The organism is Endozoicomonas sp. 4G, from assembly GCF_023822025.1.
In the GTDB taxonomy this organism is placed as follows: domain Bacteria; phylum Pseudomonadota; class Gammaproteobacteria; order Pseudomonadales; family Endozoicomonadaceae; genus Endozoicomonas_A.
The window spans coordinates 2,030,966-2,055,103 of record NZ_CP082909.1 but is presented as its reverse complement, the minus strand read 5'-3'; the positions used below and the strand labels follow the sequence as shown (position 1 = coordinate 2,055,103).

At 51.1% G+C, this 24,138-nt stretch carries 15 protein-coding genes; all 15 read right to left on the bottom strand.

Translation table 11 applies throughout. The features are described from left to right. Window positions 1-45 precede the first annotated feature (45 nt). The 15 genes from K7B67_RS08025 to K7B67_RS07955 all read right to left on the bottom strand — a co-directional run bounded on the left by K7B67_RS08025 (window position 46) and on the right by K7B67_RS07955 (window position 24,076). Window positions 46-1,563 (bottom strand): hypothetical protein, encoded by a 1,518-nt coding sequence (locus K7B67_RS08025; RefSeq protein WP_252179826.1) that lies wholly within the window; start codon window positions 1,561-1,563, stop codon window positions 46-48. Window positions 1,564-1,662: 99 nt separating this feature from the next. Then, window positions 1,663-2,913, bottom strand: a complete 1,251-nt coding sequence (locus K7B67_RS08020) for a C2H2-type zinc finger protein (RefSeq protein WP_252179825.1) — start codon at window positions 2,911-2,913, stop codon at window positions 1,663-1,665. Between the two features lie 99 nt (window positions 2,914-3,012). Continuing rightward, window positions 3,013-4,281, bottom strand: coding sequence for a hypothetical protein (locus K7B67_RS08015; RefSeq protein ID WP_252179824.1), 1,269 nt, complete (start codon window positions 4,279-4,281; stop codon window positions 3,013-3,015). Window positions 4,282-4,379: 98 nt separating this feature from the next. Further along, complete coding sequence (locus K7B67_RS08010) at window positions 4,380-5,645, bottom strand: hypothetical protein (protein WP_252179823.1); 1,266 nt, start codon at window positions 5,643-5,645, stop codon at window positions 4,380-4,382. 98 nt (window positions 5,646-5,743) lie between these two features. Further along, window positions 5,744-7,762 (bottom strand): C2H2-type zinc finger protein, encoded by a 2,019-nt coding sequence (locus K7B67_RS08005; RefSeq protein ID WP_252179822.1) that lies wholly within the window; start codon window positions 7,760-7,762, stop codon window positions 5,744-5,746. A gap of 43 nt (window positions 7,763-7,805) precedes the next feature. Then, the gene (locus K7B67_RS08000; RefSeq protein ID WP_252179821.1) at window positions 7,806-9,548 is read right to left on the bottom strand and encodes a hypothetical protein; all 1,743 of its coding nucleotides are present in this window, start codon (window positions 9,546-9,548) and stop codon (window positions 7,806-7,808) included. A gap of 77 nt (window positions 9,549-9,625) precedes the next feature. Then, window positions 9,626-11,566 (bottom strand): hypothetical protein, encoded by a 1,941-nt coding sequence (locus K7B67_RS07995; RefSeq protein ID WP_252179820.1) that lies wholly within the window; start codon window positions 11,564-11,566, stop codon window positions 9,626-9,628. 72 nt (window positions 11,567-11,638) lie between these two features. Further along, complete coding sequence (locus tag K7B67_RS07990) at window positions 11,639-13,129, bottom strand: hypothetical protein (RefSeq protein WP_252179819.1); 1,491 nt, start codon at window positions 13,127-13,129, stop codon at window positions 11,639-11,641. 72 nt (window positions 13,130-13,201) lie between these two features. Next, the gene (locus K7B67_RS07985; protein ID WP_252179818.1) at window positions 13,202-14,602 is read right to left on the bottom strand and encodes a hypothetical protein; all 1,401 of its coding nucleotides are present in this window, start codon (window positions 14,600-14,602) and stop codon (window positions 13,202-13,204) included. 43 nt (window positions 14,603-14,645) lie between these two features. Then, window positions 14,646-16,244: a hypothetical protein gene (locus K7B67_RS07980; protein WP_252179817.1), complete on the bottom strand. Its 1,599-nt coding sequence runs from the start codon at window positions 16,242-16,244 to the stop codon at window positions 14,646-14,648. 99 nt (window positions 16,245-16,343) lie between these two features. Further along, window positions 16,344-17,582 carry a hypothetical protein gene (locus tag K7B67_RS07975; protein WP_252179816.1) on the bottom strand — a complete coding sequence of 413 codons (1,239 nt, stop codon included), beginning with the start codon at window positions 17,580-17,582 and terminating at the stop codon, window positions 16,344-16,346. A 99-nt stretch (window positions 17,583-17,681) separates the two neighbouring features. Further along, window positions 17,682-19,301, bottom strand: a complete 1,620-nt coding sequence (locus K7B67_RS07970) for a hypothetical protein (RefSeq protein ID WP_252179815.1) — start codon at window positions 19,299-19,301, stop codon at window positions 17,682-17,684. A gap of 98 nt (window positions 19,302-19,399) precedes the next feature. Continuing rightward, window positions 19,400-20,542: a hypothetical protein gene (locus K7B67_RS07965; RefSeq protein ID WP_252179814.1), complete on the bottom strand. Its 1,143-nt coding sequence runs from the start codon at window positions 20,540-20,542 to the stop codon at window positions 19,400-19,402. Between the two features lie 99 nt (window positions 20,543-20,641). Further along, complete coding sequence (locus tag K7B67_RS07960; protein WP_252179813.1) at window positions 20,642-22,258, bottom strand: C2H2-type zinc finger protein; 1,617 nt, start codon at window positions 22,256-22,258, stop codon at window positions 20,642-20,644. A gap of 99 nt (window positions 22,259-22,357) precedes the next feature. Next, window positions 22,358-24,076, bottom strand: coding sequence for a C2H2-type zinc finger protein (locus tag K7B67_RS07955; RefSeq protein ID WP_252179812.1), 1,719 nt, complete (start codon window positions 24,074-24,076; stop codon window positions 22,358-22,360). Window positions 24,077-24,138: the final 62 nt, after the last annotated feature.

Sequence of the window (24,138 nt, the reverse complement as noted above, 5' to 3'; positions counted from 1 at the left end):
ATCCAGAGAGGTCGGGAGTTTCTTTGAGGCGAGTTGAGAGACGGATCATTCTTTATCATCCTTTTTTCTTTTCTTGTTAGATGGTGGCTGGTCATGGGCTTTCCTTTTGAGTCTCTGGCCGGCAGGCAAGTGAGTCTTTTTGTGCCTTCTCAGATTACTTATGTATTCGGAGCTGTAGTCGCACCCCTGATGATCACACTGGTGCGCCTTGAGTCTTTTGGGTTCCTTATGCAGATGGGTCTGTTTGTGCGTTTTCAGATGGCACGGGTAGTTGCTGCTGTAGTTGCAGCCCTCATGGTCACACTGGTGCATCCTGGGTCTCTGGTCAGCAGGCAGGTGGGTCTCTTTGTGCCTTTTCAGATGGTTTGGCCGGTCGCTGCTGTAGTCACAGCCTTTATGGTCACACTGATATATCTTGGCTCTCTGGTCGGCAGGCAGATGGATCTGTTTGTGCTTTTTCAGGCTGCTAATGTAGTCGGTTCTGTAATTGCAGCCCCCATGGTCACACTGGTATATCCTGGATCTCTGGTCAGCAGGCAGGTGGATATTTTTGTGCTTGTTCAGATCGCCCGCCCGCAGGGTGCTGTAATTGCAGCCCTCATGTTCACATTGGTGCATCCTGGATCTCTGGTCGGCAGGCAAGTGGATCTGTTTGTGCGTTTTCAGACTGCCACTGTTGTCGGTTCTGTAGTTGCAGCCCTCATGGTCACACTGGTGCACCCTGTCTCTCTGGTCGGCAGGCAGGTGGGCCTGTTTGTGCCTTTTCAGATGGTTTGGCCGGTCGGTGCTGTAGTCACAGCGGTCACATTGGTGCGGCCTGGGTCTCTGGTCGGCAGGAAGATGGATCCGTTTGTGCTTTTTGATATAACCCGCCAGACCGGAGCTGTAGTTGCAGCCTTCATGGTCACACTGGTACACCTTAGGTCTTTTGGTTCTCTGGTCAGGAGGCAGGTGAGTCTGTTTGAGTTTTTTCAGATCGCTAATGTGGTCTGTGTTATGAGCGAGTGAGCTGATTTCCGGGTTGTCAGCAGGGTCTGCTTCTGCCACTGGCTCAGTGGGTATTTCACTGCCTGAAATGGAGTCCTGCTCAATCATTTCCAGTCTCAGAGCCGTGCAATACTGACTGATTTCGTTTAGTGCCCGAAAAGGATCAACTGTCGTTTTTAAACACTGAGCATCAGTTTCGGTATCAGTTTCGTCTTCGTTTGAATCCTTGTCGCTGCTTTCATCAGAGGTGCTGCTGTCTTCACTATCGGAACCCTCATCAGAAGCTACCCGACAGTAAGTCTTGGCTTCGACGCCAGAGTCAGGAAAGACGCTTGTGGCAAGCAAAAAGCTAGCCTCGCTCTCTTCACTTTTGTCAGGTAGAAGTCTTATCTGGGTAGGTTGGTTGTTTCCCAGATGTACTGAGACCTCAATAAAAGGCTTCGGGATATTGATAAGCGCCTTACCGACAGCCAGAGCGAAGAGTAAAGGCAACCTGTTTTCCTGACCGCGGTCATTAGAGCAATAGACAGAAAAGGCAATGGTAAAGATCACAATCAATGGTTTTTTCAATATCAAGGCTTGGGTTCCCAGTCGTTGAACTGTTTATTGGGAAATCAGGTTAGTCAAAATCTGGAAAGAGGTCGGAAGTTTCTTTAGGGCGGATTCGGAGACGGATCATTCTTGATCACCCTTCTTTCTTTTCTTGTTAGATGGTGGCTGTTCGTGCGCTTTTCTTTTGAGTCTTTTGAGATGCTGGTCGGCAGACTGGTGGCTCTGTTTGTGCCTTCTCAGATTGCTCGACAGATCGGTCTTGTAGTTGCAGTGCTCATGTTCACACTGGTACACCCTGAGTCTCTGGTCGGCAGGCAGGTGGGTCTGTTTGTGATTATTCAGATGACCCAAACGTTCGGCACTATAGTTGCAGCCCTCATGGTCACACTGGTGTGTCTTGGATCTCTGGTCGGCAGGCAGGTGGCTCCCTTTGTGCCTTTTCAGGTGGTCCGCCCGGTCGGTGCTGAAGTTGCAACCTTCATAATCACACGGGTGCAGCTTGGGTCTCTGGTCGGCGGGCAGGTGGGTCTGTTTGTGCCTTTTGGTATTACCCGCCTGATCAGAGCTGTAGTTGCAGCCCTCATAGTCACACTGGTGCACCTTGGGTTTCCTGGGTCTCTGGTCGGCAGGCAGGTGGGTCTGTTTGTGCGCTTTCAGATGATCCACACGGTTGGAGCTGTAGTCGCAGCCTTCATGGTCACACTGGTGAGGCTTTGATCCCTGGTTGGCAGACAGGTGAGTCTGTTTGTGCCTTTTCAGATGATCCCCCCGGCTGGTGCTGTAGACGCAGCCCTCATGGTCACACGGGTGCAGCTTGGGTCCCTGGTTGGCAGACAGGTGAGTCTGTTTGTGCTTTTTCAGGTGGCCAATGTGGTCTGTATTGTGAGTGAGTGAGCTGATTTCCGGGTTGTCAGCAGAGTCTGCTTCTGCCACTGGCTCAGTGGCTATTTCACTGTCTGAAAGGGAGTCCTGCTCCATCATTTTCAGTCTCAGAGCCGTACAATACTGACTGATTTCGTTTAGTGCCCGAAAAGGATCAACTGTCGTGTTTAAACATTGAGCATCAGTTTCGTCTTCGTTTGAATCCTTGTCGCTGCTTTCATCAGAGGTACTGCTGTCTTCACTGTTGGAACCCTCATCAGAAGCTACCCGACAGTGAGTCTTATCTTCGGCGCCGGTGGCAGGCATGTCGCTGTCGTTCGCCTCGGGTTCTTGCTTCAACTGCCACCATTCAATAGCCTCGCTCTCTTCACTTTCGTCAGGTAGAAGCCTTATCTGGGCAGGTTGCAACCTGTTTTCCTGAACGCGGCCATTAGAGCAATAGACAAAAAAGGCAATGGTAAAGATCACAATCAATGGTTTTTTCAATAGCAAGGCCTGGCTTCCCAGTTGTTGAAATGTTTATTGGGAAGTCAGGTTAGTCAAAATCTGGAAAGGGGTCGGAAGTTTCTTTACGGCGGGTTAGGAGACGGATCATTCATCTTGATCACCCTTCTTTCTTTTCTTGTTAGATGGCGTCTGGTCATGCGCTTTCCTTTTGAGTCGCTGGTCGGCAGACAGGTGGGTCTGTTTGTGCCTTCTCAGATTGCTCAACAGATCGCTGCTGTAGTTGCAGTGCTCATGTTCACACTGGTACACCCTGAGTCTCTGGTCGACAGGCAGGTGAGTCTGTTTGTGCTTATTCAGATGACTCGGACGTTCGGCACTATAGTTGCAGCCCTCATGGTCACACTGGTGTGTCTTGGATCTCTGGTCGGCAGGCAGGTGCGTCTGTTTGTGTGCTTTCAAATTGCCCACCAGATCGGTGCGGTAATTGCAGCCCTCATGGTCACACTGGTGCACCCTGAGTCTCTGGTCGGCAGGCAGATGGGTCTGTTTGTGCTTTTTCAGATGGCCAGAGTGGTCAGTGATGAAGTTGCAGTACTGGTGGTCACACTGGTGCACCTTAGGCCTCTTGGGTCTCTTGGGTCTCTGGTCGACAGGCAGGTGGGTCTGTTTGTGCTTTTTCAGATCGTTCGCCCGGTCGGTGCCGTAGTTGCAGCCCTCATGATCACACTGGTGCACCTTGGATCTCTGGTCGGCAGGCAGGTGGGTCTGTTTGTGCGTTTTTGGGGTGGCTATTTCACTGTCTGAAACAGGCTCCTCCTTAATCTTTTTCAGTGCCAGAGCCGCACAATACTGAATGACTTCATTTGATACCGGAAAAGGAGTAAATGTTGTGGTTACATACTGAACATTAGTTTCGTCCTCGTTTGAATGGTTGTCGCTGCTTTCATCAGAAGCGGCGCTGTCCTCACTGCCACTGTCTTCGCTGTCGGCACTATCATCAGAGGCTGCCCGACGGTAAGCCTTAGTTTCGACGCCAGGGTTAGGAGAGACGCCGGTGGCAGGAAAAACGCCGGTGGCAGGAAAAACGCCGATGGCAGGAAAGACGCCGGTGGCAGGAAAAACGCCGGTGGCAGGAAAAACGCCGATGGCAGGATAAAAGCAATAGCAAGTACCTGGCTTTAAGAGGATGTCATCACCGAAGCAAACTCTTGGCATGTTGCTGTCGTTCGTCTCGGGTTCTTGCTTCAACTGCCACCATGCAATAGCCTCGCTCTCTTCACTTTCGTCAGCGTCAGGTAGAAGCCTTATCTGGGCAGGTTGGTTGTTTACCAGATTTTCCTGAGCATGACCATTAGAGCAATGCCCAGAAATAGCCATGGCCAAGATCAGAATCAATGGTTTTTTGAATAGCAAGGCTTGGGTTCCCAGTCGTTGTAATGCTTATTGGAAATTCAGGTTAGTCAAAATCTGGAGAGAGGTCGGAAGTTTCTTTAAAGCGGGTCGAAGGTGGATCATTTCTGATCACCCTTCTTCCTTTTCTTCCTGGATGGCAACTGGTCATACGCTTTTCTTTCGGGTATCCCGGGTCTCCTGGTTTTCTGGTCAGCAAGCAAGTGGTTCTGTTTGTGTTTTTTCAGACTTCCCACCCGGTCGGTGGTGTAGTCGCAGCCCTCATGGTCACACCGGTGCCTTTTGGGTCTCTGGTCGGCAGGCAGGTGGATTCGCTGGTGCTTTTTCAAATTGCCCGGATGGCCGGTGCTGTAGTCGCAGCCCTCATGGTCACACCGGTGCTTTCTGGATCTCTGGTCGGCAGGCAGGTGAGTCTGTTTGTGTGCTTTCAGATGGTACGAGCGGTTGCTACTGTAGTTGCAGCCCTCATGGTCACACTGGTGCTTTCTGGATCTCTGGTCAGCAGGCAGGTGGGTTCGTTTGTGCACCTTCAGATTAATTGGAGATTCGGTGCTGTAGTTGCAGCCCTCATGGTTACACTGGTGCACTCTGGGTCTCCTGAGTCTCTGGTCAGCAGGCAGATGGGTTCGTTTGTGCGCTTTCAGATTGCTCAAATAGTCGGTTCTGTAGTTGCAGCCCTCATGGTCACAGCGATGCACCCTGGATCTCTGGTCGAAAGGCAGGTGGGTTTGTTTATGCAGTCTCAGACTCCTCGTGTAGCAGGTGCTGAAATTACAGCCCTCATGGTCACACTGGTGTAGCTTGGATTTTCTGGGTCTCTGGTCGGCAGGCAGGCAGGTCTGTTTGTGCGTTTTTGGGGTGGCTATTTCACTGTCTGGAGCAGGCTCCTCCTTAATCTTTTTCAGTGCCAGAGCCGCACAATACTCACTGATTTCATTGGCTACTCGAAAAGGATTAAGTGTCGTGGTTGCATACTCAACATCGGGGTCGGCATCCGCTTCCTCTTCGTTTGAACGGTTATCGCTATTTTCACCAGAGGTGCCACTGTCTTCACTGCCACTGTCCTCGCTGTCACTGTCTTCGCTGTCACTGTCTTCGCTGTCGGCACTATCATCAGAGGCTGCCCGACGGTAAGCCTTGGACTCTTGCTTCAATTCCCACCATTCAATGGCCTCACTCTCTTCACTTTCGTCAGGTAGAAGCCTTATCTGGGTGGGCTGGTTGTTTCCCATCGGGGTGTTGATAAACAGCTTGCCGACAGCCAGAGCGACGAGCAAAGGCATGCTATTTTCCTGGGCGTGACCGTTAGAGCAATGCCCGGAAAAAGCCATGGCCAAGATCAAAATCAATGGTTTTTTGAATAACAAGACTTGGCTTCCCAGTCGTTGAAATGTTTATTGAGAAATCAGGTTAGTCAAAATCTGGAGAGAGGTCGGAGGTTTCTTTAAAGCGGGTCGAAGATGGATCATTCCTGATCGCCCTTCGTCCTTTTCTTCTTGGATGGCAACGGGTCATGCGCTTTCCTTTTAGGTCTTTTGAGTCTCTGGCCGACAGGCAGGTGGGTCTGTTTGTGCCTTTTCAGATTGCCCACCAGATCGGTTCTGTAGTTGCAGTGCTCATGCTCACACTGGTGCACCCTGGGTCTCTGGTCGACGGGCAGGTGGGTCTGTTTGTGCTTATTCAGATGCTTCAAACGATCGGTACTATGGTCGCAGCCCTCATGGTCACAATAGTACAGCTTGAGTCTCTGGTCGGCAGGAAGGTGGCTCTGCTTGTGCTTTTTCAGATTGCCCAGATGGTCGGATCTGAAGTTGCAGCCCTCGTGGTCACAGTGGTGCACCTTGGATCTCTTAGGTTTCTTAGGTCTCTGGTCGGCAGGCAGGTGGGTCTGTTGGTGCCTTTTCAGATTGCTCACCAGATTGGTGCTGTAGTTGCAGTGCTCATGTTGACACTGGTGCACCCTGAGCCTCTGGTCGACAGGCAGGTGGCTCTGTTTGTGTATTTTCAGATTGCCCTGATGGTTGGAACTGTAGTTGCAGCCCTCATGGTCACACTGGTACATCTTGAGTCTCTGATTGGCAGGCAGGTGGGTCTGCTCGTGTATTTTCAGATTGCCCGGATTGTTGGAACTGTAGTTGCAGCCCTCATAGCCACACTGCTGCCTCTTGAGTCTCTGGTCGGCAGGCAGATGGGTCTGTTGGTGCTGTTTCAGATTGCCAAGATGGTCGAAACGGTAGTTGCAGCCCTCGTGGTAACACTGGTGCACCTTGGGCCCCTTGGGTCTCCTAGGTCTCCTGGGTCTCTGGTCGGCAGGCAGATGGGTCTGTTTGTGCAGTTTCAGATTGCTCGTGCGGTCGGTGCGGTAGTTGCAGCCCTCGTGGTCACACTGGTGCACCTTGGGTCTCTTGGGTCTCTTGGGTCTCTGGTCGGCGGGCAGATGGGTCTGTTTGTGCCTTTTCAGATTGCCCTTCTGGTCGGAGCTGTAATTGCAGTCCTCATGGTCACACTGGTACACCTTGAGTCTCTGGCAGGCAGGAAAGGTAATTTCCAGGTGGTTAACAGAGTCCGTTTCTATGATCAGGTCTGCCTCTGAGTCAGTAGCTATTTCACTGTCTGAAACAGGCTCCTCCTTAATCTTTTTCAGTACCAGAGTCGCACAATACTCACTGATTTCATTGGCTACTGGAAAAGGATTAAGTGTCGTGGTTGCATACTCAACGTCGGAGTCGGCATCAGAGTCGGCATCCGCTTCGTCTTCGTTTGAACGGTTGTCTCTGTTTTCATCAGAGGATCCGCTGTCTTCATTGCCACTGTCTTCGCTGTCGGCACTATCACCAGAGGCTGCCCGAAGGTAAATCCTGGCTTTGACGTCGGGGTCAGGAAAGACGCCAGTGGCAGGAAAGACGCCAGTGGCAGGAAAGACGCCAGTGGCAGGAAAGACGCCAGTGGCAGGAAAGACGCCAGTGGCAGGAAAAACGCCAGTGGCAGGAAAAACGCCAGTGGCAGGAAAAACGCCAGTGGCAGGAAAAAAGCAACAGCGGGGGTCTGGCTTTAAGAGGATGTCATCACCGAAGCAAACTCCTGGCATGTCGCTACGGTTCCACTCAATGGCCTCGCTCTCTTCTTCAATACCTGCTTCTGCTGGTTCCTCAGGCCTTTTGTTACCTCTAAAGCGAGAGAGCATCAGACTCCCCCTTTGCTTGGCTGTTGCAATAATTTCACGTTGCTGATCGTCTCTTTGCTGTATCTCAGTGGCGATAGCTTTAACCGTAGAATCAAGTGTCGGTAACGCATCCCGAATTGGAAAAAGCGGATCTGCAATAGACGTCAGAAGAAGAATATTTTCGACGCCCGGGGAATGGCAGCCAATGCCGACAGCCAGAGCAAAGAGCAAAGGCAACCTGTTTTCCTGAGCGTAGCCATTAGAACAATGGACAGAAAACGCAATACCCAAGATCAGAATGAACGGTTTTTTGGATAGCAAAGTCTGGCTTCTCAGTCGTTGAAATGCTTATTGAGAAGTCAGGTTAGTCAAAATCTGGAGAAAGGTTGCAGGTTTCTTCAAGGCAGGTTGGCAGGCGGATCATTCTTGGTCTTTTCTCCTCAGATGATGGCTGGTCATGTACTTTTCTTTTGGAATTTTTGAGTCTTTTGATTCTCTGGTCGGCAGGCAGGTGGGTCTTTTTGTGCTTTTTCAGATTCCCCACATGGTCGCTGCTGTAGCTGCAGCCCTCATGGTCACACTTCACTTTGGGTCTCTGCTCGGCAGGCAGGTGGGTCTGTTTGTGCTTTTTCAGATTGCCCGACGAGTCGCTGCTGTAGTTACAGCCCTCATGGTCACACTTCACTTTGGGTCTCTGCCCGGCAGGCAGGTGGGCCTGTTTGTGCTTTTTCAGATTGCCCGCCGAGTCGCTGCTGTAGTTACAGCCCTCATGGTCACACTTCACTTTGGGTCTCTGGGCGGCAGGCAGGTGGGTTCGTTTGTGCCTGTTCAGACTGCTCCTGAGGTCGCTGCTGTAGTTGCAGCCTTCATGGACACACTGGTGCACTTTAGGTCTCTGGTCATCAGGCAGGTGGGTCTGTTTGTGCATTTTCAGATGACCCACATGGCCGGTGCTGTAGTCGCAGCCCTTATGGTCGCACTGATGCACCTTGGGTCTCTGGTCGGCAGGCTGGTGGGTCTGTTTGTGCCTTTTCAGAATATGCGCGCGGTCGGTTCTGTAGCTGCAGCCTTCATGGTCACACTGGTGCACTTTGGTTTTTTTGGGTCTCTGGTCGGTAGGCAGGTGGGCCTGTTTGTGCATTTTCAGGTGATCTTTGTGGTTGGTTCTGTAGTTACACCCCTCATGGTCACACTCGTATCGCCTGGGTCTCTGGTCGGCAGGCAGGTGGATCTGTTTGTGCCTTTTCAGATTGCCCCTGTGGTTGCTGCTGTAGTTGCAGCCCTCATGGCCACACTGGTATACCTCGGCTTTTTTGGGTCTCTGGTCGCCAGGCAGGTGGATCGGTTTGTGTTGTTTCAGGTGACGGCCGGTACTGTATGCAGGTGAGGGGATTTCCGAGTGGTTAACAGAGTCCGTTTCTGTCAGATCTGCCTCTGTCTCACTGGCTGTTTCACTGTCTGAAACGGGCTCCTCCTGCTTAATCTCTTTCAGTGCCAGAGTCACACAATTTTGTCTGATTTTATTTGATACTCGAAAGGGATTAAATGTGGTGTTTACACACTGGACATCAGCGTCGTCTTCGTCAGAACGGTTATCACAAGAGGTGCTGCTGTGTTCACTGTCAGAATCCTCATCAGAAGCTGCCCGACGGTAAGCTTTAGCTTTGACCTCAGGATCAGGAGAGACGCCTGTGGCAGGAAAGACGCCTGTGGCAGGCAAAAAGCAATAGCAAGTGCCTGGCTTTAAGAGGATGTCATCACCAAAGCAAACTCGTGGCATATCGCTGTGGTTTGCCTCGAGTTCCTGCTTCAACTCCCACCATTCAATGACTTCGTTCTCTTCTTCAATGCCCTCTTCTGCTGGTTCCTTAGACCTTTTGTCACCTTTATAGCAAGAGAGCATCAGACTCCTCCTTTGTTTGGCTGTTGCAATGATTTCACGTTGCTGATCAGCACCTCTCTGTATCTCAGTGGCAATCGCTTTCACCATAAAGTCAAGTTCTGATAGGAAGAACAAAGGCAACCTATTTTCCTGAGCGTGACCATCAGAGCGATACACAGAAAAGGCCATGACCAAGATCAACATCAATGGTTTTTTGGATAGCAAGGCTTGTCTTCCCAGTCGTTGAAGTACTTATTCCGAAATCAGGTTAGTCAAAATCTGGAAAGAGATCGGAGATTTCTTTAAGGCGGGCTGGGAGGCGGATTCTTTTTTATCACCTTTCTCTTTTTTCTCGTGAGATGGGGCTGATCATACGCTTTTCTTTTGGATCCTTTGGGTCTCTGGTCGGCAGGCAGGTGGGTCTGTCTGTGTGTCTTCAGATTGCCCGAGTGGTCGGAGCTGTAGTTGCAGCCCTCATGGCCACACTGAATCTTAGGCCTCTTGCGTCTCTGGTCGGCAGGCAGGTGGGTCTGCTGGTGTTGTTTCAGATTGCCCGAGTGGTCGGAGCTGTAGTTGCAGCCCTCATGGTTACACTGAACCTTAGGCTTCCTGGGTCTCTGGTCGGCAGGCAGGTGGCTCTCCTGGTGCTTTCTCAGATTGCGCGGGCGGTCGGAGCTGAAGTTGCAGCCCTCACGGTTACACTGAACCTTAGGCTTCCTGGGTCTCTGGTCGGCAGGCAAGTGGGTCTCCTGGTGCATTTTCAGATTATCCAGGCGGTCGGAGCGGTAGTTGCAGCCCTCATGGCCACACTGGTTCACCTTGAGCTTCCTGGGTCTCTTGTCGGCAGTCATGTGGGCCCGTTGGTGCCTTCTCAGATTGTTCGTGTAGCCGGTGCTGAAGTTGCAGCCCTTATGATCGCACTGGTGCACCTTGAGCTTCTTGGGTCTCTGGTCGGCAGTCATGTGGGCCCGTTGGTGCCTTCTCAGATTGTTCGTGTAGCTGGTGCTGAAGTTACAGCACTTATGATCACACTGGTGCACCTTGAGCTTCTTGGGTCTCTGGTCGGCAGGCAGGTGGGTTCGTTTGTGCTTTTTCAGATTGCTCAACTGGTCGGAGCTGAAGTTGCAGCCCTCATGGTCACACTGGTACACCATGAGTCTCTGGTCGGCAGGCAGGTGGGTCTGTTTGTGCTTGTTCAGACTGCCCATACGGTTGGTGCTGTGGTCGCAGCCCTCATGGTCACACTGGTACACCATGAGTCTCTGGTCGGCAGGCAGGTGGGTCTCTTTGTGCTTTTTCAGATTGCCCGAGTGATTGGTTCTGTGGTCGCAGCCCTCATAGTCACACTGGTACACCTTGGATCTCTGGTCGGCAGGCAGGTGGGTCTGTTTGTGCGCCTTCAAATTGCCTGTATGGTTGCTGCTGTAGTTGCAACCCTCATGGTCGCAATGGTGCCGCTTGAGTCTCTGGTTGGTGGGCAGGTGGGTCTGTCTGTGCTTTTTCAGATGATTGGTTTGGTCGGTGTTGCCAGCAAGTGAGGTGTTTTCCGAGTGGTTAACAGAGTCCGTTTGCGTCACGTCTGCCTCTGACACAGTGGATCCTTCACTGTCTGAAACAGGCTCCTGCTGAGTCCTTTGCAATTCCAGAATCGCACAATACTGGCTGATTTCATTTAATTCTCTAAAAGGATCAAGTGCCGTGGTTAGATACTGAACATCCGATGCCGCACCAGCTCCGTCTTCGTTTGCACAGTTGTCGGTGTTTTTATCAGAGGTGCTGCTGTCTTCGCTGCCACTGTCTTCGCTGTCGGCACTATCATCAGAGGCTGCCCGACGGTAAGCCCCGGCTTTAACGTCAGGAGAAAAGATATAGCGAGTATCTGGGTTTAAGAGTGGGTTTAAGAGTGGGTTTAAGAGTGGGTTTAAGAGTGGCTTTAGAAGGATGTCATCACCAAAGCAAACTCGTGACATGTGGCTGTCGTCTGCCTCGGGCTCTTGCTTCAATTCCCACCATTCAATGGCCTCAATCTCTTCACTTTCGTCAGGTAGAAGCCTTATCTTGGTGGGTTGGTTGTTTCCCAGACGTACTGAGACCTCAATAAAGGGCCTCGGGATGTTGATAAGCGCCTTGCCGACAGTCGTAGCGAAGAGCAAAGGCAACCTGTTTTCCTGAGCGTAGTCATTAGAGCAATGCACAGAAAAGGCAATGGCCAAGGCCAAAATCAATTGTTTTTTGGATAGCAAGGCTTGGCTTCCCAGTCGTTGAAATGCTTATTTGGAAATCAGGTTAGTCAAAATCTGGGGAGGTCGGAGGTTTCATTCTTGATCATCCTTCTTTCTTTTTTTGTTAGATGGTGGCTGGTCATACGCTTTTCTTTTGGGTCTTTTAAGTCTCTGGGCGGCAGGCAGGTGGATCCGTTTGTGCACATTCAGATTACTCTTGTTGTCGGTGCTATAGTTGCAGCCTTCATGGTCACACTGGTGCACCCTGAGTCTCTGGTCGGCAGGCAGGTGGGTCTGTTGGTGCTTTTTCAGACTAAACGCCTGCTCGGTGCAGTAATAGCAGCCTTCGTAGTCACACCGGTGCACCCTGAGTCTCTGGTCGGCAGGCAGGTGGGTCTGTTTGTGCTTTTTCAGATTACCCGCCAGGTTCGAGCAGTAATAGCAGCCTTCATAGTCACACTGGTACACCTTGGGTTTCTTGCGTCTCTGGTCAGCAGGCAGATGGGTCTGTTTGTGCGTTCTCAGATTGCCCGCATGGTTGCTGCTGTAGTTGCAGCCCTCATGGTCACACTGCACCTTGAATCTCTTGGGTTTCCTGGGTCTCTGGTCGGCAGGCAGGTGAGTCTGTTCGTGCCTTCTCAGACAGTCCATCCGGTCGGTTCTGTAGTTGCAGCCCTCGTAGTTACAGTGGTGCATTTTTTGACGTCTCTGGTCGGCAGGCAGGTGGGTCTGTTGGTGTCTTTTCAGGTTGATTGACCGGGCGCTGCTGTAGTTGCAGCCCCCATGGTTACAGTGGTGCACTTTTTTGCGTCTCTGGTCGGCAGGCAGGTGGGTCTTTTCGTGATTTTTCACATGGCTTGTGTAGCCGCTGCTGTAGTTGCAGCCCTCATGGCTACAGTGGTGCACTTTTTTGGGTTTTCGGTCGGCAGGCAGGTGGATCCGCTTGTGCTTTTTCAGATGATTCGTTTGGTCGGTGCTGCAGGCAAGTGAGGTGATTTCCGGGTAAACATAACCCGTTCCTATCACCTCTACCTCTGATTCAGTGGGTATTTCACTGTCTGAAACGGGCTCCTGCTGAGTCCTTTGCAATTCCAGAATCGCACAATACTGACTGATTTCATCTAATTCTCTAAAAGGATCAAGTGTCGTGGTTAGATACTGAACATCGGATGCCGCACCAGCTCCGTCTTCGTTTGAACAGTTGTCGGTGTTTTTATCAGAGGTGCTGCTGTCTTCACTGCCACTGTCTTCGCTGTCGGCACTATCATCAGAGGCTGCCCGACGGTAAGCCCCGGCTTTAACGTCAGGAGAAAAGATATAGGGAGTATCTGGGTTTAAGAGTGGCTTTAGGAGGATGTCATCACCAAAGCAAACTCGTGACATGTCGCTGTCGTCTGCCTCGGGCTCTTGCTTCAATTCCCACCATTCAATGGCCTCAATCTCCTCACTTTCGTCAGGTAGAAGCCTTATCTGGGTGGGTTGGTTGTTTCCCAGACTGTTTTCCTGAGCGTAGTCATTAGAGCAATGCCCAGAAAAGGCAATGGCCAAGGCCAAGGCCAAAATCAATTGTTTTTTGGATAACAAGGCTTGGCTTCCCAGTCGTTGAAATGCTTATTGGGAAATCAGGTTAGTCAAAATCTGGAGAGGTTGAAGGTTTCATTCTTGATTATCCTTCTTTCTTTTTTTGTTAGATGACGGCTGGTCATACGCTTTTCTTTTGGGTCTTTTGAGTCTCTGGGCGGCAGGCAGGTGGGTCTGTTGGTGTCTTTTCAGATTGTCCCTGCGGTAAGTGTAATAGTTGCAGCCCTCATGGTCACATTGTTGCAGCCTGGGTCCCTTAAGTTTCTTGGGCAGGTGGGTCTTTTTGTGGGCTTTCAGATTGACCGCCTGGACGGCGCTGAAGTTGCAGCCCTCATGGTCACAATGGTACTCCCTGAATTTCGCAGGCAGGTGGATCTTTTTGTGCATTTTCAGGTTGCTCGCCAGGGTGGCACTGAAGTTGCAGCCCTCATAGTCACACTGATGTGCCCTGGGTCTCTGGTCGGCAGGCTGGTGGGTCTGTTTATGCGCTCTCAGATGGCCCCTCTGGGCACTGCTGAAGTTGCAGCCCTCATGGTCACAATGGTGCGCCTTGAGTCCCGCAGGCAGGTGGGTCTGTTTGTGCACATTCAGATGACCGGTATGGTTGGTTCTGTAGTTGCAGCCCTTATGGTTACACTGGTGCACCTTAGGTTTCCTGGGTCTCTGGTCGACAGGCAAGCGGGTCTGTTTGTGCGTTTCCGGGGTGGGTATTTCGCTGTCTGAAACGGGCTCCTGCTTAATCTCTTCCAGTGCCAGAGCCGCACAATACCGACTGGTTTCATTTGATGCCCTAAAAGGATTAAGTGTCGTGGCTACATACTGAACATCAGAATCAGCAACAGCTTCGCCTGAACGGTTGTCGCTTTCTTCATCAGAGGTGCTGCTGTCTCCATCAGAGGTGCTGCTGTCTCCATCAGAGGTGCTGCTGTCTCCATCAGAGGTGCTGCTGTCTTCGTCAGAGGTGCTGCTGTCTTCGCTGCCAGCCCCCTCATCCGGTGCTGCCCAACTGTGAGCCTTGGCTTCGACGCCAGTGGCAGGCAAAAAGCAATAGCGAGTGTCTGGATTTAAGAGGATGTCATCGCCGAAGCAAACTCGTGACATATCGCTTTGATACTTCTCGGGTTCCTGTTTCAACTCCCACCATTCAATACCCTCTTCTTCTGGCTCCTCGGGCCTTTTGTCGCTTCTAAAACAAGAGAGCAACAACCTCCCCCTTTGTCTGGCTGCCTCAATGATGTCACGTTGCTGATTTTCTCTTTGCTGTATCTCAGTGGCGATAGCTTTAACCGCAGAGTCAAGTTCCGCTAGCGTATTTGTGGATGAGACCTTAAAAAAGGGCGTCGGGGTATTGATAAAGCCTTTACCGACAGCCAGAGCGAAGAGCAAAGGCATACTATTCTCCTGAGCGTGGCCGTCAAAGCAATGCACAGAAAAGGCAATAGCCAAGATCAGAATCAATGGTTTTTTGGATAACAAGATCTGGCTTCCTAGTTGTTGAAATGTTTATTGAGAAATCAGGTTAGTCAAAATCCGGGGAGTGCGGAGGTTTCATTCTTGATTCTTGATCACCCTTCTTTCTTTTTTTGTTAAATGGCAACTGGTTATACGCTTTCCTTTTGAGTCTCTGGTCAGCAGGCAGATGGGTCTTTTTGTGCGTTTTCAGATTACACAGGTGGTCAGAGCCATAGTTGCAACCCTCATGGTCACACCGGTGCACCCTGAGTCTCTGGTCGTCAGGCAGGTGAATCAGTTTGTGCTTGTTCAGATTGCCCACCTGGTCAGTGCAGTAACCGCAGCCCTCATGGTCACACTGATGCACCTTGGGTCTCTTGATTCTCTGGTCGGCAGGCAGATGAATCTGTTTGTGCGTTTTCAGATTGCAACTATGTTCGGTTCTGTAGTTGCAGCCCTCATGGTCACACTGGTGCACCTTGGGTCTCTTGATTCTCTGGTCGGCAGGCAGATGGGTCAGTTTGTGCTTGTTCAGATTGCCCCCATGGTCGCTGCTGTAGTTGCAGCCCTCATGGGTACAGTAGTGCACCTTGGGTCTCTTGGGTCTCTGGTCGGGAGACAGGTGGGTCTGTTTGTGTATTTTCAGATTGCCCGTGTAGTAGGTGCTGTAATTGCAACCCTCATGGTCACATTGGCACATCTTGAGCTTCTGGGGTCTCTGGTCGGTAGGCAGGTGGATCCATTTGTGCTTATTCAGATTGTGCTTACGGTTGGTGCTGTAGTTGCAGCCCTCATGGTCACAATGTTGAATCTTGAGTCTCCTGGGTCTCTGACCGGCAGTCAGGTGAGTCTGTTTGTGCGTTTTCAGGTGGCCCGCCTGATTGGTGCTGTTAGCAGGTAGGACGATTTCCGGTTGGTTAACAGGGTCCATTTCTATCATCAGGTTTGTCTCTGAGTCAGTGGTTTCTTCACTGTCTGAAACGGGCTCCTGCTTAATCTTTTTCAATTCCAGAGCCCCGCAATACGGACTGATTTCACCTGATACTGAAAACGGATTAAATGTCGTAGTTACATACTGAACAGCAGATTCGGCATCAGCTTCGTCTGAACGGTTATCACTGTTTTCATCAGAGGTGCTGCTGTCTTCATTATCAGAACCATCATCAGAGGCTGCCCGACTGTGAGCCTCAGCTTCGACGCCAGTGGCAGGAAAAACGCCAGTGGCAGGAAAAACGCCGGTGGCAGGAAAAACGCCAGTGGCAGGAAAAACGCCAGTGGCAGGAAAAACGCCAGTGGCAGGAAAAACGCCAGTGGCAGGAAAAACGCCAGTGGCAGGAAAAAAGCAATAGCGAGTGTCTGGCTTTAAGAGAATATCATCACCAAAGCAAACTCGTAGCATATCACTGTCGTTCGCCTCGGGTTCTTGCTTAAATTCCCACCACTCAATGGCCTCGCTCTCTTCTTCAATATCCGCTAGAAGCTTTATCAGGGTGGGTTGGTTATTCGTGGATAAGGCCTCGATAAAGGACTTCGGAGTGTTAATAAGCGCCCTGCCGACAGCCAGAGCAAAGAGCAAAGGCATACTATTTTCTTGAGCGTAGCCCTTGGAGCAATGCACAGAAAAGGCCATGACCAAGGTCAAAATCAATGTTTTTTTGGATAGCAAGGCCTGAGCTCCCAGTCGTTGAATTGTTTATTGGGAAATCAGGTTAGTCAAAATCTGAAGAGAGGTCGGAGGTTTCTTTGAATCGGGTTCAGAGGCAGATCATTCTTCACCGCCCTTCTTTCTTTTCTCGTCAGATGGCGGCTGGCTATTGGCTTTTCTTTTAGGTCTTTTGGGTCTCTGGTCGACAGGCAGGTGAGTCCATTTGTGCTTTTTCAAATTGCTCGCCTGATGGGTGCCGTAGTTGCAGCCCTCATGGTCACACTGCACTTTGAGTCTCTGGTCGGCAGGCAGATGGATCTGTTTGTGCCTTTTCATATGGCTCGTGTGGCTGGTGCTGTAGTTGCAGCTCTCATGGTCACAATGATGCTCGAGTCTCTTGGGTCTCTGGTCGGCAGGCAGGTGGGTCTTTTTGTGCATTTTCAGATGGGTCATGTGGCCGGTGCTGAAGCCGCAGCCCTGATAATCACATGGGTGCACTTTGGTTTTTTTCGGTCTCTTGAGTTTCTTGAGTTTCTGATCGGCAGGCAGGTGTTTCTGTTTGTGCATTTTCAGATGGCCCGTGTGGTCGGTTCTGTAGTTGCAGCCCTCATGGTCACAGTGGTGCATCTTGGGCTTCCTGGGTCTCTGGTCGGCAGGCAGGTGGGTCTGTTTGTGCCTTTTCAGGTGACCGATCTGGTCGGTGCTGTTAGCAGGTGAGGTGATTTCCGGGTGCTTAACAGAATCCGCTTCTGTCGGGTCTACTTCTGACTCAGTGGTTATTTCACTGTCTGAAACGGGCTCCTGCTTAATCTTGTTCAATTCCAGAGCCCTACAATACGGACTGATTTCACCTGGTACTGAAAACGGATTAAGTGTCGTAGTTACGTACTGAACAGCAGATTCGGCATCAGTTTCGTCTGAACGGTTATCGCTGTTTTCATCAGAGGCGCTGCTGTCTTCATTGCCACTGTCTTCGCTGTCGGCACTACCATCAGAGGCTGCCCGACGGTAACCCTTAGCTTCGACGCCGGTGGCAGGAAAAACGCCGGTGGCAGGAGAAAAGCAATAGCGAGTGCCTGATTTTAAGAGGATGTCATCACCGAAGCAAACTTCTGACCTATCGCTGTCGTTCGCCTCGGGTTCTTGTTTCAACTCCCACCACTCAATGGTTCCGTTCTCTTCTTCACTGCCCGCTGCTTCCGAAAGAGGGAGAAGAAGAATAGTTTTGACGCCTGGGGAGTAAAGGCCAATTTTCAGTTCATCATCAGGTAGAACCCTTATTTCCTCAGCAAGGCCGTGAGAACAATGCACAGAAAAGGCGATGGACAAGGTCAAAATCACTGGTTTTTTGGATAGCAAGACCTGGCTTCCCAGTTGTTGAACTGTTTACTGGTGAGTCAGGTTAGTAAAAATCTGGAGAGAGGCCGGAGGTTTCTATAAGGCGGTTTGGGGGGCGGATCATTCTTGATCAACCTTGTTTCTTTTCTTGTTAGATGGCGGCTGGTCATGCGCTTTCCTTTTGGGTCTCTGGTCGGCTGGCAGGTGGGTTTTTTTGTGCCTTTTCAGATGGCCCGTCCGTGCGGAGCTGTAGTTGCAGCCCTCATGATCACACTGGTGCAAATTAGATCTTTGTTCGGCAGGCAGGTGGTTTTTTTTGTGCACTTTAAGATGACCGGAGTGGTAGGTGCTGTAGCTGCAGCCTTCATGGTCACACTGGTGCACCCTGGTTCTCCTGGTTCTCTTGGGTCTCCTGGGTCTCTGGTCGGCTGGCAAGTGGCTCTGTTTGTGGATTTTTAGATCGCCCGCCCAGTCGGTGCTGTAGCCGCAGCCATCATGGTCACACTGGTGCCTCCTGGGTCTTTGATCCGCAGGCAGGTGGGACTTTTTGTGCCTTTTCAGATTACCCGAATGGTCGCTGCTGTAGTTGCAGCCCTCATGGTCACACTGGCGTGTTCTGGATCTCTGGTGGACAGGCAGGTGAGTCTGTTTGTGCAATTTCAGACGGCTCGCGAAGCTGGTGTTGAAGTTGCAGCCTTCATGGTCACACTGGTGCCTCCTGAGTCTATTGAGTCTCTGGTCGGCTGGCAGATGGGTCTCTTTGTGCCTTTTCAGATGGCCTGCCCGGTCGGCGCGGTAGTGGCAGCCTTCATGGTCACACCGGTACACTCTGGTTTTTTTGAGTCTCTGGTCAACAGGCAGGTGGATCTTTCTGTGCCTTTGTAGATTACTCGTCAGCTCGGCGATGTAGTTGCAGCCTTCATGCTCACATGGCAACTTGGGTCTCTGATCGGTAGGCAGGTGGCTCTGTTTGTGCCTTTTCAGATGGTTTATGTTAATGGTTATGAAATTGCAGCCTTCATGGTCACACTGCAACTTGGGTCGCTGATCGACAGGCAGGTGGGTCTGTTTGTGCGCTTTCAGATGGCTCGTGTAGACAGTGCTGTAGTTGCAGCCCTCATGGTCACACTGATGCATTTTGGGTCTCTTGGGTCTCTTGGGTCTCTTGGGTCTCTGGTCAGTGGGCAGTTCATTGTCTAAAGCGGGTTCCTGCTTAATCATTCTCAATGCCAGAGTCGCACAATACTGGCTGTTTTCATTGGCGGCTCGAAAAGGATTAAGCGTTGTGGTGACATATTCAACATTAGCTTCGGCCTCAGCTTCGTCAGAATGGTTGTCGCTGTTTTCATCAGAGCTGCTACTGTCTTCACTGTCACTGTCTTCGCTGTCACTGTCTTCGCTGTAGGCACTATCATCAGAGGCTGCCCGACAGTAAGCCTCAGCTTTCACGCCAGGGTGAGGAGAAAAGCAATAGCGACTGTCTGACTTTAAGAGTGGCTTTAAAAGGATGTCATCACCGAAGCAAACTCGTGCCATATCGCTGTGGTGCTCGTCAATGGCTTCGCTCTCTTCTTCAATAACTGCTTCTGGTTCCATAAAAGGTTTCGGGGTATTGATAAGCGCCTTGCCGACAGCCAGGGCGGACAGCAAAGGTGTACTACTTTCCTGAGCCTGACCATTAGAACCATACTCAGAAAAGATAACGGCCAAGATCAAAGTCAATGTTGTTTTGAATAGCAAGGCCTGACTTCCCGGTTGTTGAACGGTTCATTGGGAAATCAGGTTAGTCAAAATCTGGAGAAAGCCGGAGTTTTCTTTGAAACCGGTTGGCAGGCGGATCATCCTTTACTACCTTTCTTTCTCTTCTCGTGAGATGGCAGCGGGTCATACGCTTTTCTTTTGAGTTTCCTGGTTCGCTGGTCGGCGGGCAGGTGGGTCTGTTTGTGCTTGTTCAGGTTACCCGTGTGGCCGGTGCTGAAGTTGCAGCCCTCATGGTCACACTGGTGCACCTTGACTCTCTGGTCGACAGGCAGGTGGGTCCGTTTGTGCCTTTTTAGATTGCCTAACAGGTTGGAGCTGTAGTTGCAGCCCTCATAGTCACAATGGTGCGTCTTGGGTCTTTTGGTTCTCTGGTCAGCAGGCAGGTGGATCTGTTTGTGCGCTTTCAGATTGCCCACCTGATCGGTTCTGTAGTTGCAGCCCTCATGGTCACACTTGTTCACCCTGGCTCTCTGGTCGACAGGCAAGTGGGTCTGTTTGTGCGCTTTCAGATTGCTCACCTGATCGGTTCTGTAGTTGCAGCCCTCATGGTCACACTGGTGCACCTTAAGTCTCTGGTCGTCAGGCAGGTGGGTCTGTTGGTGTCTTTTCAGGTTGACTGACCGGTCGCTCCTGTAGTTGCAGCCCTCATGGTCACACTGGTGCACCTTGGGTCTCTGGTTGGCAGGCAGGCGGGTTTGTTTGTTCCTTTTCAGGTGACCCATGTGGTCGGTACTGTAGGCATGCGAAATGATTTCCAGTCTCAGGGTCTCACAATACTGACTGATTTCATTTAATGCTCGAAAAGGGTCAAGTGTCCTGCTTACACACTGAACATCAGATACGTCATCCGCTTCGTCTTCGTTTGAACTGTTTTCGCTGTTTTCATCAGAGGCGCCGCTGTCTTCACTGCCACTGTCTTCGCTGTCGGCACTATCATCAGAGGCAGCCCGACGGTAAGCCTTAGCTTCGACGCCGGTGGCAGGGGAAAAGCAATACTCAATGGCCTCACTCTCTTCACTTTCGTCAGGTAGAAGCCTTATCTGGGTGGGTGGGTTGTTTCCCAGACGTACCGAGACCTCAATAAAGGGCCTCGGGGTGTTAATAAGCGCTTTGCCGAAAGTCAGGGCAAACAACAAAGGCATACTATTTTCTTGAGCCTGGCCATTAGAACTATGCACGGCAACGGCCAAGATAAAAATCAAGGTTTTTTTGAGTAGCAAGGCCTGGCTTCCCGGTTGTTGAACTGTTTATTAGGAAGTCAGGTTAGTCAAAATCCGGAGAAAGGTCGGAGGTTTCTTTGAAACCGGTTGGCAGGCGAATCATCCTTTACCACCCTTCTTTCTTTTCCCGTTAGAGGGTGGCTGGTCATACGCTTTTCTTTTGGCTCTCCGGTTGGCAGGCAGGTGGGTCTCTTTGTGTACTCTCAGATTGCCCGTCCGATCGGTGCTGTAGTTGCAGCCCTCATAGTCACAGTGGTGCACCCTGGGTCTCTGGTTAAGAGGCAGGTGGGTCCGTTTGTGCGGATTCAGATTGGCCGACCGGTCAGTGCTGTAATTGCAGCCCTCATGGTCACACTGGTGCACCTTGAGTCTCTGGTCGGCAGGCAGGTGGGTCTGTTTGTGCGTGTATAAATTGCCTTTGTGGTTGGTAGTGTAGTTGCAACCCTCATGGTCACACTGTTGTATATTGGGTCTCTGGTGGGCAGGCAGGTGGGCCTGTTTGTGCCTTTTCAGATTGCCTGCCACATCGGTGCGGTAGTCGCAGCCCTCATAGTCACACTGGTGCATCTTGGATCTCCTGATTCTCTGGTCGGCAGGCAGGTGGGTCTGTTTGTGCGTTTTCAGACTATCCGTCCGGTCGGTTCTGTAGTTGCAACCCTCATGGTCACACTGGTGCAGCTTGGGTCTCCTGGGTTTCTGGTCGGCAGGCAGATGGGTCTGTTTGTGCTTTTTCAGATTATTCGCCCGGTCGGTGCTGTAGTTGCAGTCTTTATGATCACACCGGTGCAGCTTGGGTCTCTTGGGTCTCTGGTCGGCAGGCAGGTGGGTCTGCCTGTGCTTTTTCAAACGGCACGCATAGACGGCGCTGTAGTTGCAGCCCTCATGGTCACATTGGTGCCTCCTGGTTCTCCGGTCGGTGTGGCAAGCAGGTGAGGTGATTTTCGGGTGGTTAACAGAGTCCGCCGCTGTTACTTCTGCCGCTGGCTCAGTGGGTATTTGACTGTCTGAAATAGACGCCTGCTCAATCATTTTCAGTCTCAGAGTCGTACAATACTCACTGATTTGGTTCAATGCTCGAAAAGGGTCAGGTGTCGTATTTACACACTGAACATCAGTTTCGGTATCAGTTTCGTCTTCGTCAGAACGGTTGTCACTGGCGGTGTCGTTGTCTTCACTGCCACTGTCTTCGCTGTCGGCACTATCATCAGAGGCTGAGCGACCGTAAGCCTTGGCTTCGACGCCAGAGTCAGGAAAGACGCCGGTGGCAGGAAAGACGCCGGTGGCAGGAAAGACGCCGGTGGCAGGAAAGACGCCGGTGGCAGGAAAGACGCCGGTGGCAGGAAAAAAGCAATAGTGAGTGTCTGGCTTTAAGAGTATGTCATCAGCGAAGCAAACTTTTGGTATGTCTCTGTCGTTTACCTCGGGTTCTTGCTTCAACTCCCACCATTCAATGGCCTCACTCTCTTCACTTTCGTCAGGTAGAAGCCTTATCTGGCTGGGTTGATTGTTTCCCAGACGTACTGAGACCTCAATAAAGGGCTTCGGGGTCTTGATAAGCGCCTTGCCGACAGCCAGAGCGAAGAACAAGGGCAAACTATTTTCCCGAGCGAGGCCTTTAGAACTATGTACGTTAGAGCTATGCCCGTTAGAAATATGCCCGTTAGAGCTATGCACGGCAACGGCCAAGATCAGAATCAATGTTTTTTTGGATAGCAAGACTTGGCTTCCCAGTCGTTGAACTGTTTATTGGGAAATCAGGTTAGTCAAAATCCGGGGAGAGGTCGGAGGTTTTTTTGAGGCGGGTTGGGAGGCGGATTATTCTTGATCACCCTTCTTTCTTTTCTCGTTAGAGGGTGGCTGGTCATACGCTTTTCTTTTGGGTCTCTGGTCGGCAGGCAAATGGGTCTGCTTGTGCGTTTTCAGGTGACCTATGTGATTGGTAGCGTAGTTACAGCCCTCATCGTCACAATGGTGCACCCTGGGTCTCTGGTCGGCAGGCAGATGGGTCTGTTTGTGCATTTTCAGATTGCCCTTGACGCCGGTGATGTAGTTGCAGCCCTCATGGTCACACTGGTGCACCTTGAGTCTCTTGTGTCTCTGGTCGGCAGGCAGGTGGGTCTGTTTGTGCGTTTTCAGATTATCCGTCCGGTCGGTTCTGTAGTTGCAGCCTTTGTAGTCACACTGGTGTAGTTTGGGTTTCTTGGGTCTCTGGTCGGCAGGCAGGTGGGTCTGCTTGTGCTTTTCCAGATGGCTGGCATAGTCGGTGCTGTAATTGCAGCCCTTATGGTCACACTGGCGCCCCTTGAGTCTCTGGTCGGCAGGCAGGTGGATCTGTTTGTGCATTTTCAGGTGACTTGGGTAGTTGGTGCTGTAGTTGCAGCCCTCATGGTCACACTGGTGTCCCCTGGGTCTCTGGTCGGCAGGCAGGTGGGTCTCTTTGTGCCTTTTCAGATTGTTCGTGGAGTCGGAGCTGTAGTTGCAGCCTTCATGGTCACACTCGTGTTCCCTGAGTCTTTGGTCGGCAGGCAGGTGGATCTGTTTGTGCCTTTTCAGAATGAACGGGTAACTGGTTCTGTAGTTGCAGCCCTCATGGTCACACTGGTGCACCTTGGGTCTCTTGCGCCTCTGGTCGGCAGGCAGGTGGGTCTGTTTGTGCGATTTTAAATTGCTTTTTTGGTTGCTAGTGTAATTACAACCCTCATGGTCACACTGGTACTCCATGGGTCTCTGGTCGACAGGCAGGTGGGTCTGGTTGTGCCTTTTCAGATTGCCCATGAAGTCGGTGCTGTAGTTGCAGCCCTCATGGTCACATTGGTGCCTTCTGGTTCTCTGGTCGGTGTCGCAAGTAGGTGAGGTGATTTTCAAGTGGTTAACAGAGTCCATTGCTGTCATTTCTGCCGCTGACTCAGTGGGTATTTGACTGTCTGAAACAGACGCCTGCTCAGTCATTTTCACTCTCAGAATCGCACAATACTCACTGATTTCGTTTAATGCTCGAAAAGGGTCAGGTGTCGTATTTGCACACTGAACATCAGTTTCGGTATTAGTTTCGGTATCAGTTTCGTCTTCGTCAGAACGGTTGTCACTGGCGGTGTCGTTGTCTTCACTGCCAGAAGAGGCTGAGCGACCGTAAGCCTTGGCTTCGACGCCAGAGTCAGGAGTAAAGCAAAAGTGGGTGTCTGGTTTTAAGAGCATGTCATCACCGAAGCAAACTTTTGGTATGTCGCTGTCATTTGCCTCGGGTTCTTGCTTTAACTCCCACCATTCAATGGCCTCACTCTCTTCACTTTCGTCAGGTAGAAGCCTTATCTGGCTGGGTTGGTTGTTTCCCAGACGTACTGAGACCTCAATAAAGGGCTTCGGGGTCTTGATAAGCGCCTTGCCGACAGCCAGAGCGAAGAACAAGGGCAAACTATTTTCCTGAGCGAGGCCATTAGAACTATGCACGTTAGAGCTATGCACGTCAGAGCTATGCACGTCAGAGCTATGCACGGCAACGGCCAAGATCAGAATCAATGTTTTTTTGGATAGCAAGACTTGGCTTCCCAGTCGTTGAACTGTTTATTGGGAAATCAGGTTAGTAAAAATCCGGGGAG